The sequence below is a fragment of the Actinophytocola sp. genome, assembly GCF_009379765.1.
In the GTDB taxonomy this organism is placed as follows: domain Bacteria; phylum Actinomycetota; class Actinomycetes; order Mycobacteriales; family Pseudonocardiaceae; genus Actinophytocola.
Genome location: NZ_WHTD01000039.1, coordinates 42,371 through 54,545 on the forward strand (window position 1 = coordinate 42,371; position 12,175 = coordinate 54,545).

Consider the following 12,175-nt stretch of genomic DNA (forward strand, 5'->3'; position numbering starts at 1 on the left):
CACATGTCATCGAGCACGTTCCCCATCGGGGGCGAGCACGTTGTGCGGCGCCTCGGCTTCGGGGCCATGCGCCTGCCGACCGAACCCGGACCGGCCAGGGTGAACGCCATCGGGGTGGCCCGACGCGCGGTCGACCTGGGCGTCACCCTGATCGACACCGCGCACCTGTACGGGTGGGGTGCCAACGAGGAGCTCCTCGCAGAGGCGCTGTACCCCTATCCGGACGACCTGCTCATCGCGACGAAGGTCGGGGTCGCGCCGCCGAACCCTCCGCACGACGCGGCGATCTGCGGCCGGCCGGAGTTCCTCCGGGACCAGGTCGAGCAAGGCCTGCGCCGGCTCCGGGTCGACCAGCTCGAACTGCTCCAGCTGCACCGCATCGATCCGACGGTGCCGCTCGCCGACCAGCTGGGGGCGCTGCGCGAGCTCCAGGTCGCGGGCCGGATCGTCCACATCGGACTGTCCGAGGTCACCGTCGGCGAGCTCGAGGAGGCGCGGCGGATCATCGACGTCGCGAGCGTGCAGAACCGCTACAGCATGCTCGACCGCGAGCACGAGGCCGTGCTCGACGCCTGCGCCGAGGCGGGGATCGCGTTCCTGCCCTGGCGGCCCGTCCATCCCGCCGTGACGACGGCGACGGCCGAAATCACCGCCGTGGCGGCCGAGCTCGACGCCACCGCGGCGCAGGTCTCACTCGCGTGGCTGCTCGACCGCTCGCCGGTCGTGCTGCCGATTCCGGGCACCGGCTCGATCGACCACCTGGAGGAGAACGTCGCCGCGGCGACCCTGCGGCTCAGCGGCGACCAGTGGCGCCGGCTCGACCGGATCCAGCCGCGCTGAGCGGGCGGGCCACGGGGGTCGGGGCAGGTCCAGCAACGCGACGTCGACGGCGACCCGGTCGCGGGCTGGCGTGCTTGAGTTGGCGTCTGGCGTGCCTGAGTCCGCCTCTCACGTGCCCGAGTCGGCCGGGTCGGACCAGCGTGGCGTCACCACCTGCCGTCACCGCCCCGCGACGACACGGCGACGCCACCGGACGACACAGCGACGCCACCGGACGACACAGCGACGCCACGGGACGACACGGCGAAGGGACGCGGGGGCGGCCTCGCCACGGCCGGTCTACCTCCGCAACCTATCCGCTGAGTACGACCGACCGGTCGAGGTTGCGAGGGTGGTCCGGGTCGAGGCCGCGCGCGGTGGCCAGGTGCTCGGCCAGCCGGTGCACGCGGACCAGGTCGGCCAGCGGGTCGCCGGCCCAGGTCTCGACGTGCGCGCCGGTCGCGGCCACCTCGGCCGCGAGCCCGGCCGGCGGCTCGCCGAACACCCAGACGACTCGGCCGGGCGCGGCGATCGAGATCGGGCCGTGCCTGTACTCCATTGCGTAATAAGACTCGGTCCACGCCTGGGCCGCCTCACGCAGCTTCAGCGCCGCCTCGTTCGCCAGGCCGACCGTCCAGCCGGTGCCCAGGAACGTGAACTGCGCCGCCGACACCAGCACCGGCACGAGCGGCTCGGTCAGGGCCGACGACGCGGCCGACGCCAACCCGCCGACGTCCTCCCCCAGGTGGGCGCGCAACAACACCAACGCGGTGGTGGCGAAGCGGGTCTGCACCACGGACCGCTCGTCGGCGAAGTCCAGCGCGACCACCGACCCGGCGGCCGTCGCGATCGGCGTGGCCGGGTCCGCGGTCAGCGCCACCGTCGGCACCCCGGACACGCGGGACAGCGCGGCCAGCACCTCGGTCGTCGTGCCGGAGCGGGTCAGCGCGAGCACCCGGTCGTAGCGCCGGCCGGCCGGGAGCTCCGACGCCGGCCACGCGTCGGTCTCCCCCTGGCCGGCGGACTCACGCAGCGCGGCGTAGGCCTGCGCCATGTAGTACGACGTGCCGCAGCCGATCACCGCCACCCGCTCGCCAGGTAGCGGCAAGCCGGAAACACGCAGGTCACCGGCCGCCGACCAGGTCGACGGCTGGCTGGCGATCTCCTGGGACAGGAACGTCACGACACACTCCCCTGCTCGAACATGCGCGGTACACCCACAAAACGAGCATAAAACACCGCCGCCGGGCGCAGCGGGCCCGGCGGCGGTGGAAGGAACACGTAACTCAGTCGGGCAGGCGGTCACCGGTGTCGGCGTCGAACAGGTGCACGGCCCCGGTCTGCGGCACGAGGCCGACCTTCTCGCCACGCTGGAACGCGGACATGCCCGGCGCCCGCACCGTGATCGTCTGCGGCGCCTCGGCCGCGTCGACCGACTCCGCGGCCGCGTCGGCGGTGGTCAGCTCGGCCGATGTCGAGCAGTACAGGAACTGGTCGGACCCGAGCTCCTCCACGACTTCCACCTGCGCCACGATGCCCTCGCCTGGCGGCTTGAGGGTCCAGCCCTCGGGCCGCACGCCGACGACCACATTGGACCCGGTGAGCGCGGACCGCTGCGCCGCGGTCAGCTCGATCGGCTGGCCGCCGATGACCGCGCCGGAGCCGTCGACCGTCGCCGGGATCAGGTTCATCGCCGGCGAGCCGATGAAGCCCGCCACGAACAGGTTCTTCGGCTTGCCGAACAGCCCGATCGGCGTGTCGCACTGCTGCAGCAGCCCGTCCTTGAGCACGGCCACCCGGTCGCCCATCGTCATCGCCTCGACCTGGTCGTGGGTGACGTAGATCGTGGTGACGCCGAGCCGGCGCTGCAGCGACGCGATCTGGGTGCGGGTCTGCACGCGCAGCTTCGCGTCCAGGTTGGACAGCGGCTCGTCCATGCAGAACACCTGCGGGCTGCGGACGATGGCCCGTCCCATGGCGACACGCTGGCGCTGGCCACCGGAGAGCTTGGCCGGCTTGCGGTCCAGGTACGGCTCGAGGTCGAGCAGCTTCGCGGCCTCCTGCACCCGCTCGGCCCGCTCCGCCTTCGGCACCTTCTTGATCTTGAGGTGGAAGCCGATGTTGTCGGCCACCGTCATGTGCGGGTACAGCGCGTAGTTCTGGAACACCATGGCGATGTCCCGGTCCTTCGGCGGCAGGTTGGTGACGTCCCGCTCCCCGATCCGGACCGCGCCCTCGTCGACGCCCTCGAGGCCGGCAAGCATCCGCAACGTGGTCGACTTGCCACACCCGGACGGGCCGACGAGCACGAGGAACTCACCGTCCTCCACCTCGAGGTCCAGCTGGTCGACGGCCGGGCGTTCGGTTCCCGCGTAGTAACGGCTCGCGCCGTCGAAGGTCACTGTGGCCATGGCTTACCTTTCCTTTCGCCGGTCAAAGACCGCACCCCGTTGTCGGCCCGGTGCGAAACCGGCGCGCGCGAACACAATCTAGAGCAACAAACACGTGAACACCACGATTCAGAATCACGACATGCCAAGTAGGCCGAGAGTAGGCCGACCATCGTGACGGCTCCACCTGCGGCAACGGCCTGCTCTCGGCCGGATTGGCATCTATCGGCACAGCTACTTCACCCCGCCCGCGGTGAGCCCCGAGACCAGGTGCTTCTCGATCAGCGCGAACAGCGCGACGACCGGCAGGATGCCGATGATCGACACCGCGAACACGTACTGCCACGCGGACTCGTACTGCCCGATGAACCTGGTCAGCGCCACGGTGAGCGGCTGGTTGGTGTCGGTGGGCAACAGGATGAGGCTCGCCGCGAACTCGTTCCAGCACGCGATGAACGTGAAGATCACCGCGGTGACGATGCCGGGCCACACCAGCGGCAGCATGATCCGGCGCAGCGACTGGGACCGGCTGCAGCCGTCCAGCCAGGCTGCCTCCTCGATCTCCTTCGGCACCGTCGCGAAGAAGCTGTGCATGATCCACACCGCGAAGGACAGGTTGAACGCGGCGTTCACCAGGATCATCGCGAACCGGGTGTCGTTGATCTCCAGCGTCACGAACTCGCGGAACAGACCCGACGCGAGCACGGTCGGCTGCAGCATCTGGGTGACCAGCACCAGCAGCATGAACGGCAGCTTGAGCCGGAAGTTGTGCCGCGCGGTGTAGTAGGCCGCCGGCAGCGCCGCGACCAGCGCGAGCGCCGTACCGCCGACGGAGATGATCACGGTGGACAGCAGGTTGGCCGGCACCGGTGTCTCCGGCGTGCCCCACATGGTCAGGAAGTTGCTCGGCTCCCAGTCCTGCGGGAGATAGGTCGGCGGGACCGTGAGGATCTCCGGGCGGGTCTTGAACGCACCGACCAGCATGATCAGGTACGGGAGCAGGAACACCAGCGCGACGATCGTGCCGACGACCGTGAGCCCCCAACGCTTCTTCTCGCGCACCGTGGGGCGCGGCGCGCCGACGGTGGTCACCGTGGAAGGGCGGTCGATGACGGTCGACATGATCAGTCCTCCCGCATCGGGCGCACGACCCGCAGGTAGATGCCGATCACCACGACCACCACGACGAAGTTGACGACCGACAGCGCGCTCGCGGTGTCGATCTGCCGGTCGTTCTGGATGATCTTGAACATGAGCGTCGTCGTCGTGTCCGCGTCGTAGCCGGGGATCGCGCCGGTCATGGTCTTGAGGATCGGCAGCGAGTTGAACACGTTGATGACATTGATGATCGTGGCGACCGTCAGCGCGCCACGCAGCATCGGGAACACCACGCGCCAGTAGGTCTGGACCCGGTTCGCGCCGTCGATCTGGGCCGCCTCGAGCACGTCGTTCGGCACGGCCTGCAGCCCGGCGAGGAACACGAACGTGGTGAACGGGACCGACACGAACACCGCGACCGCCATCGCGGACAGGAAGCCGGGCAACGGGTTCTTCAGGAAGCCGAACGGCACGTCCAGTATCCCGACGTCCACGAGGAACCGGTTGATGATGCCGTAGAAGGGATCCAGGCCGTAGACGAACACCGTCGAGGTCATCACCACCGAGGCCGCCCACGGCACGATGATCACCATGCGCAGCACCTTGCGGCCGGGAAAGCGCTTGTTCAGGAACTGCGCGAGCACCAGTCCGAACCCGACGGACAGGGCGACCACGCCGACCACCCACAGCGCGGTGTTGGACAGGACCCTGGACAGGTGGTCGAGCCCGAACACGCGCTCGTAGTTGGCGAAGCCCGCCCAGCCGCGGTCGGTGCCGAACCGGGACAGGTCCCGGAACGACGTGTAGATCATGTAGCCGACGGGGAACACCACCACGCCGCCGATCAGGATCAGCGAGGGGGCGAGCCAGGGCAGCGCCTGCAAGGTCGTCTGCCGCCGAGCTCGCCGCCGGAACGAGGCGTTCACCCGCGGTGGCGTGCTGTCAGCGATCGGTGTTGCCACTCGTCGGTTTCCTCCAGGTTGAGCATGCCGGGGCCCGCCGGCGGACCGGCGGACCCCGGCGGGGCGTCAGCCGGTCTCGTCGGCCTTCGCCTGGATCTGCTTGAGCACCTCGTCCACCGGCTTGCTCTGGATCTGGCCCACCAGCGACTTGAACGCGCCGGAGGTCGACCCCCAGGCCGGGTTGGTGGCCGGGTAGAACTTCGCGTCCGGCAGCGAGGCGAGGAACGTCTTCAGCTCCGGCTTCGACGCGGCCGCCTCGGCGCCCGACTTCGTGGCCGGGATGAAGCCCTCGTTGTCGTTGAACTTGACGTAGTTGTCCTGCTGGTAGAAGAAGTCGAGGAACTTGGCGATGGCCGCCTGCTTGTCCTCACCCTTGTCGAAGCCGACGAAGTAGTCCGCGACACCGAGGGTGGAGGGGCTGCCGTCCGGGGTCGGCGACGGCGCGATCTCCCAGTTCAGGTCGGGGTTCTTCTCGTTGATCTGGCCGACGATCGGCGGCAGGCCCTGGATCATGCCGATCTTGCCCTGGATGAACACGTCCAGCAGCGGGGTGCGGTCGGTCGCACCCGGGTCCGGCTGGGTGACCTTCTCGTCGATCATCTTCTTCATGAAGGTCAGCGCTTCCTTGGCCTCCGGCGTGTCGATCGTCATCTTGCCGTCGGCCTCCCAGCTGGCGCCGGCGCCGTAGGCGAAGATCGAGGTCTCGGCCTGCGCCTCCTCGCTGCCCAGCGGCATGCCGTAGCCGTACACCCCGCCGCCCAGCGCGGAGATCTTCTTGGCCGCGGCGAGCAGCTCGTCCCATGTCTTCGGCGGAGCGGTGACCCCGGCCTGGGTGAGGAGGTCCTTGTTGTAGAACAACGCCCTGGTCGAGGCCACGGTCGGTAGGCCGTAGGCCACGCCGTCGATCTTGGCGCTGTCGATGAACGACGGCTCGATGTCGGCCATGGTCTCCTTGGAGACGATCTCGTCGGCCTTGTACAGCAGGTCGTCGGCGCCGTAGGCCGGGCCTGCCGCGTCGAGCTCCAGGATGTCCGGGGCCCTGTTGTTCTGGACCTTGGTGTCGAGCACCGTGTAGATGTCGTCCCAGCTCTGGGTCTCCAGGGTGACCTTGATGTCGGAGTTCTCGGCCTCGAACGACTTGACCAGGTCCTCCCAGTAGGGCTTTGTCTTGTCGCCGTAGATCGGGACCAGCAGCTCCAGCTCGGTGCTGCCGCCCGAGTCACCCGAGTCGCTACCGCAGCCAGCGAGCCCGAGCGCAGCGGCGGTCGCGACCGCGACTGCTGTGATGACGCGCCTCAACTTGTCCTCCGTTTCCGCCGGGCCGTCCGCCTGGCTGATCGCCGCCGGGGTCTGGACCCTGCGCGGCGATTGGTTTATACCACTTGTTCGGCTCGTCGCCGCCCATCCGTGCTCAACCCGATGCAAGCAGTACCGGATCTCGGAGCGCGTCGCGCAACTTGACGAGGATGTCCTCGAGCTCGCCGACGGCCGAGAACCCGGCCGCCAGCCGGTGCCCGCCGCCACCGAACTGCTCGGCCGCCGCCCGCACGTCCACCGCCCCGGCCGCACGCAATGACCCGGTCCAGGAGTCCGCCGCGGACTGCTTGAGCACGGCCGCGACCTCGGCTTCGGCCGTCGTACGCACGACGTCGACGACGGACTCCACCTCCTCGAGGCGGACCCCGACCAGGTCGTCGAGATGTACGGACGTGTACACAAGTCCCCGCCCACCTGCCGCGTCCGGCTCGAGCACCGCCCGGTCCAGGACGGTGGCGAGCATCTGCAGGAAGGCGAACGGGTGGGTGTCGAGCAGCTCGCGCGCGGTCGCGGTCGGGTCCGCGCCCGCCTCGATCAGCCGCGCGGCGAGCCGGTGGGTGTCCGGCCGGGCGCGGCGGAACGAGCTGGTGTCGGTGACGAGGCCGGCGTAGACGCAGCGGGCGATGTCGGCGTCCAGCGCCCAGCCGAGCTCGTCGAGCAGCGCCATGACCAGCACGGCCGTGGCCTCGGCAGTCTCGTCGACGAGGTGGTGGGTGCCGTAGAAGGTGTTCGACGCGTGGTGGTCGACCACCAGCACCGACCCACCCGCCTCGGCCGTGGCGTTGACCCGGTCCGCGAGCTGCCCCAGCCGGGACTTGCTGCCGGTGTCAAGCGCGACGAGCAGCCGCGCCGCCTGCGGGATCTCCGCGGCGGGCACGACGAGGCCCGCGACGTCGAGCCCGCGCAGCGACTCGGGCACGTCGGCGGGCATCCCGAACGAGACGCGCGCGGTCACCCCGCGTCTGTGCAGGGCGAGGCCGAGCGCGAGTGCGCTGCCCAGCGCGTCCGCGTCGGGGTTCACGTGGGCGAGCAGTGTCATGTCGGTCGCGGTGCGTAGCAGGGCTGCGGCGGCACCAAGATCCGTGGTGGGCACCCGCACAGCCTCACGTAACCGGACGGCCGCGTCCAGTCCGCCTCCCCGGAATTAAAAGTGTTGGTTGCGTCCCAGCGGACGGTGCGGACCTTTGGTGGTTGGTGGCTGGGTACCGTCACGGTCCCCTGAGCTTGCGTTGGTCGGCGCGAGGCTTGTGCCAAGCCACGTATCCGATGATCCATGGGACGCGGGCTAGATGCGGGTGCCTACGAACTTCAGGGCGGCGGGGAGCACCTTGCGCCAGTACGCCGGCTCGTGGTCGCCCGGCTCGATCTCGCTCACCGCCGGCTTCGCGCGCTCGATGAGTTGGCGCGCCCCGTCGATGAACGGGTCGGCGTCGCCGCACCACACGCCCATCGGGACCCCGGCCACCTTGTTCAGGTTCTGCAGCGGGTCCGTGCTGCGCCAGTGCTGCTCATCGGCGAACGCGTCGCGCAAGGCTGCCTCCGGCCAGCTCAGGAACAGCGCCGGGCTGATCGCCGCCACCGCCGGGTCGTTGAGGTTGGCCGCGTAGTTCAGTGCGCCGTAGCCACCCATCGAGATCCCGAGCACGGCGAAGGGGTTGCCGGCCAGGCCGCGCTCCCCCAGCCACTTCGGCACCTCGTCGGACAGCATCAGCTGCGGGTCGTCCTCGTCGTCGCGCGCGACCCAGTACGAGTCACCACCGTCGACGGCGACGACCGCGAACGGCGGCGTCCCCTGGTAGTTCACCAGCGAGGTCAGCATCTCCGGCACACCGAGCTCGACGAACTGGTTCGCCCGCGCGTCGCGGCCGTGCAGCGCCAGGCACACCGGCAGGTTCGGCCCCGCGTCCTCCGGTCGGATGATCACCAGCTCCACCTCGGTCCGCCTGGACATCGAGCGAATCCGCTCGACGGTCACGGGCTTGACCTTCGGTGCCATCGTCGCCGGGGACAAGCCCCCGGGAGCTGACTCGGTTCTGGCCGTTCTGACGGGAGCGTCCGTTGACTTCGATGCACAGCCGGCGGCGGCGAGGCCTAGGCCAATAGCACCAAGCAGGACATCTCGCCGCGAACGGCGATTGTCGCCTGCAGCCACGTCTCACCCCAAGCATGGCGGGTAGTCGGTCCGGGGGCACGACAGTACCGAATCGTTACCTCCCATGGGACTCCGAGTGAAACTTTCATCGTTTTGACAGGTTCCTGTCACTATGACAAGGTGTCCGTTATGACTCCGTTGACCGATCGCGGGCTGGAGTTCTCCGAGCTGTTGGTCGAGGTTTTCCGGGTGAACGGCCTGCTCCTGGCGGCGGGCGACGAGTTGGCCCGTCCGGCGGGACTCACCAGCGCCAGATGGCAGATTCTCGGCGTCGTCGACCACGAACCGGCCACTGTGGCGCAGATCGCACGCACCATGGGCCGCACCCGGCAGACCGTCCAGCAGACGGCCAACGCGCTGGCCAAGGCCGGCATGATCACCTTCCACGACAACCCCCGCGACCGCCGCGCCCGGCTGATCGCGCTCTCCCCGCGTGGCCGCCACTCGCTGCGCCAGGTCGAGCGCCGCCAGGCCGTGTGGGCCAACGCGATCGCGTCCCGCGTGTCCTCGGCCGAGCTGCGCGCCACCACCGGGACGCTCCGCGATCTCGGCGACCTCCTGGAGGGCTGATGGTCATCCCGTTGCTGCCGTGCGCGTCGATCGACGACATGCTCGCGTTCTACACCGCGCTCGGCTTCGAGAAGACCTAGCGGCAGACCCGGCCGAACCCGTACCTCGCCATGCGCCGCGGGGACGTCGAGCTGCACTTCTTCGGCATACCCGACTTCGATCCCGCGGCCTCCTACGGCAGCTGCATCGTCCAGGTCCCCGACACCGGCGAGCTGCACCGCGCGTTCGTGGACGGGCTGCGCGCGGCCTACGGCAAGGTGCCGCTGTCGGGCATCCCGCGGATGACCCGGCCACGACGGCGCAGGAACGTCGGCGGCCTCGCCGGCTTCACGGTCGTCGACCCGGGCGGCAACTGGATCCGCATCTTCCCCGTCTCCTCCCCCACCGCCGGCGAGGCCGGGGCGACGACCGGTGGGAAGCTCGCCCGAGCGCTGGAGAACGCGGTCGTCCTGTCCGACAGCCACGGCGACACCGCGCAAGCCGCCAAGATCCTCGACGGCGCCCTCGCCCGCGCCGCGGACGCGTCGGCGGTGGAGCGCGTGGAGGCGCTCGCATACCGCGCCGAGCTGGCCCTCACGCTCGCCGATCCCGATCGGGCGAACGCGGCACTGGCCGAAGTCGACTCCATCGAGCTGACATCCCTGGACCGGGAGCGGCTCGCCGACACCCTCAGTGCCGTCGCGGAGTTGCGCGCCGACGACGACGGTCGCCGATAGGGTACGAATCCGCTGGTAGCGTGCATTTCACAGGCCGCGTGTGGTCAACTGGAAACAAGTCGCAGGGCGGGAGGTGAGCACCGTGTCCATCGCATTCGAGCACGCCATCGGTCCGACGACGGTCGATGACTGGCTCGCGCACGAGAACCCTCCGGACGGTTCGCGCGTCGAACTGATCCTGGGGTACCTGCACATGAACCCGCCACCCACCGGCCAGCACCAGTACATGGGCGACGAGCTGCGTCAGGTGCTCAGGCACGCCATACGCGACGGAGAACGCGCCGACCTGTACGCGGTCACCGGAGTGGGCGTGCAGATCAGCACCAGCTTGCGCACGGCCTTGATTCCCGACGTGTCGGTCCTCAACACCCGGCCGGCGGGCACCAGCTTCCCGCGCGAGAACCTCGTGCTGGCCGTCGAGATCTGGTCGCCGGGCAACAGCAGGGCCGAGCGCGACACCAAGGCCGCCGCGTACGCGAGTGCGGACGTGCCGTACTTCTGGGTGGTCGACCAGGACCGGATCGGTGGCCTGCGGGTGGTCTCGCACGTGCTCGACAACGGTCGCTACGTCGAAGACGTCGTCGCCACGCCGGGCAAAATGACCACGATCAAAGCAGCCCCGGTGCCGGTCACCTTCGATCCGGCCGACCTGTTGCCCTGAGCCTCACGGCCTTCCCGGGCGGAACGTCCCGGCCTTCACGCCGACGACGAAGGCGGCCACGCGGGACCGGTCGAACACCAGGGTCGGTTCGGTGTTCTTGGAGTCCCGCACGGCCGCCTCGTCCTCGGGCCATGCCAGCGCTACGCACTCACCAGAGTCAGTGAAAGAACTTGTCCTCCAGGTCAGGGTCGCCGGCAGGGGCGCTCTCATCGTGCTCCTCTCGCGGCTCACCCAGGGCGGTTGCCACGGTGGCAAGCCATGCGCGGGACTGTCCCTCGTCCAGCGCAACCCTATCCAGGTCGGCCGCGATTCGCCGGTAGCTTTCGACGGTGTCCTTGCGCTCCTGGAACACCGTGCAGGTCATGTTCTCCAGGAACACCACCGGGTTGTCCTCGATGAAGTCCATGAGCTCGAACGGATACCAGCCGCCGTGGGTGCCGGCCGCGTCGGGAGTCACCCGAATGGCCACCCGCGGTCGGACCGCCATCCGCAGGAGCTGGTGCACCTGGTCAGACATGATCTTTCGGCCGAACCCCGTGCGGGTCACGACGTACTCGTCGATGAAGAAGTGGAACGTGGCCGGGTTCGTGCGATCGAAGATCTCCTGACGCCTCAACCGCAGCTGTACCCGCTCCTCGATCTCCTCGTTCGGGATGATCGGCGACGCCTTCATGAGCGCCCGCATGTAGCTCTCGGTCTGCACCAGGCCGGGCACCAGCACGTTCTGGAAGTCGGTGATCGCGATCGCCACATCCTCGTGCGCGGCAAGGGTGAGGTGCCGTTCCGGCAGCCGGTCGCCGAACTGCTGCCACCAGCCCAGGTCGTAGGCGTCCTTGGCCAGGTCCAGCAGCTCGTCCCGCTTCGGGCCGGTGATCCCGACGATCGCCAGGAACGCGGCGATGTCCACCAGCCGCGCGCCGCGCTTGCCGCTGTAGAGCCGGCTTATGCGGCTGGGCGACCATTTCAGCAACAACGCGATCTGCCGGCCGTTGAGGCCCTTGGCCGCCGCCGCCCGCGCCAGGACCCGCCCCAGCTCTCGCGACTTGACGGTCGGCTCGAGGTCGAACATTGCGCACACCCCTCGTCACTCAGTGGTCAGATGCGACCAAAGTAGAACGAGTCGTGGCAGATCAAGGCATCCGCGCCGACGGTTTCACTCGGACGTATAGCAGGTGCGGGAAGGCCAATACAGCCCCGTCGAGCCTGCCCACGAATACCAGCCCGCCCCCGTGTCACCCCCCGGCGCCACCGTGTCGCCCCCTCACGTCGCCAAGTCGCCCCCCGGCGTCGCCGTGTCGCCCCGTGGTGTGGCCGTGTCGCCCCCTCACGTCGCCATGTCGTCCCCTCACGTCGCCAAGTCGCCCCCCGGCGTCGCCAAGTCGTCCCCTCACGTCGCCAAGTCGCCCCCCGGCGTCGCCAAGTCGTCCCCTCACGTCGCCAAGTCGCCCCCCGGCGTCGCCAAGTCGTCCCCTCACGTCGCCAAGTCGCCC

Annotated in this window: 13 protein-coding genes; 4 read left to right on the forward strand and 9 right to left on the reverse strand. The window is 69.4% G+C overall.

Features of this window, described 5'->3' with window-relative positions; all coding sequences use genetic code 11:
* Window positions 1–3 precede the first annotated feature (3 nt).
* Window positions 4–840 carry an aldo/keto reductase gene (locus tag GEV28_RS14565; RefSeq protein ID WP_291412596.1) on the forward strand — a complete coding sequence of 279 codons (837 nt, stop codon included), beginning with the start codon at window positions 4–6 and terminating at the stop codon, window positions 838–840.
* Window positions 841–1,132: 292 nt separating this feature from the next.
* Here GEV28_RS14565 and GEV28_RS14570 read toward each other — a convergent pair whose 3' ends face one another.
* The 7 genes from GEV28_RS14570 to GEV28_RS14600 form a co-directional block, all read right to left on the reverse strand.
* On the reverse strand, window positions 1,133–1,993 hold the full coding sequence (locus GEV28_RS14570; protein WP_291412608.1) for an SIS domain-containing protein: 861 nt from the start codon (window positions 1,991–1,993) through the stop codon (window positions 1,133–1,135).
* 112 nt (window positions 1,994–2,105) lie between these two features.
* A complete protein-coding gene (locus GEV28_RS14575; protein ID WP_291412597.1) occupies window positions 2,106–3,230 on the reverse strand; it encodes an ABC transporter ATP-binding protein in 1,125 nt (374 codons plus the stop codon).
* 213 nt (window positions 3,231–3,443) lie between these two features.
* Entirely contained in the window at window positions 3,444–4,331 is an 888-nt protein-coding gene (locus GEV28_RS14580; RefSeq protein ID WP_291412598.1) for a carbohydrate ABC transporter permease, read from the reverse strand.
* 2 nt (window positions 4,332–4,333) lie between these two features.
* Window positions 4,334–5,269 carry a carbohydrate ABC transporter permease gene (locus tag GEV28_RS14585; protein WP_291412599.1) on the reverse strand — a complete coding sequence of 312 codons (936 nt, stop codon included), beginning with the start codon at window positions 5,267–5,269 and terminating at the stop codon, window positions 4,334–4,336.
* 66 nt (window positions 5,270–5,335) lie between these two features.
* Window positions 5,336–6,568 carry an extracellular solute-binding protein gene (locus GEV28_RS14590; protein WP_291412600.1) on the reverse strand — a complete coding sequence of 411 codons (1,233 nt, stop codon included), beginning with the start codon at window positions 6,566–6,568 and terminating at the stop codon, window positions 5,336–5,338.
* A 112-nt stretch (window positions 6,569–6,680) separates the two neighbouring features.
* Entirely contained in the window at window positions 6,681–7,625 is a 945-nt protein-coding gene (locus GEV28_RS14595) for a bifunctional oligoribonuclease/PAP phosphatase NrnA (protein WP_291412601.1), read from the reverse strand.
* A 246-nt stretch (window positions 7,626–7,871) separates the two neighbouring features.
* Complete coding sequence (locus GEV28_RS14600; protein ID WP_291412602.1) at window positions 7,872–8,561, reverse strand: alpha/beta hydrolase-fold protein; 690 nt, start codon at window positions 8,559–8,561, stop codon at window positions 7,872–7,874.
* 306 nt (window positions 8,562–8,867) lie between these two features.
* Between GEV28_RS14600 and GEV28_RS14605 the strand changes: the two genes are divergently transcribed.
* The 3 genes from GEV28_RS14605 to GEV28_RS14615 all read left to right on the forward strand — a co-directional run bounded on the left by GEV28_RS14605 (window position 8,868) and on the right by GEV28_RS14615 (window position 10,685).
* Window positions 8,868–9,308 carry a MarR family transcriptional regulator gene (locus tag GEV28_RS14605; protein ID WP_291412603.1) on the forward strand — a complete coding sequence of 147 codons (441 nt, stop codon included), beginning with the start codon at window positions 8,868–8,870 and terminating at the stop codon, window positions 9,306–9,308.
* Between the two features lie 110 nt (window positions 9,309–9,418).
* Window positions 9,419–10,024, forward strand: coding sequence for a hypothetical protein (locus GEV28_RS14610; protein WP_291412604.1), 606 nt, complete (start codon window positions 9,419–9,421; stop codon window positions 10,022–10,024).
* Between the two features lie 82 nt (window positions 10,025–10,106).
* Window positions 10,107–10,685 carry a Uma2 family endonuclease gene (locus tag GEV28_RS14615; protein ID WP_291412605.1) on the forward strand — a complete coding sequence of 193 codons (579 nt, stop codon included), beginning with the start codon at window positions 10,107–10,109 and terminating at the stop codon, window positions 10,683–10,685.
* A 3-nt stretch (window positions 10,686–10,688) separates the two neighbouring features.
* Here GEV28_RS14615 and GEV28_RS14620 read toward each other — a convergent pair whose 3' ends face one another.
* Entirely contained in the window at window positions 10,689–10,895 is a 207-nt protein-coding gene (locus GEV28_RS14620; RefSeq protein ID WP_291412606.1) for a DUF397 domain-containing protein, read from the reverse strand.
* Entirely contained in the window at window positions 10,843–11,754 is a 912-nt protein-coding gene (locus tag GEV28_RS14625) for a helix-turn-helix transcriptional regulator (RefSeq protein ID WP_291412607.1), read from the reverse strand. Before GEV28_RS14625 ends, GEV28_RS14620 begins: the two co-directional genes overlap by 53 nt.
* Between the last annotated feature and the right edge of the window lie 421 nt (window positions 11,755–12,175).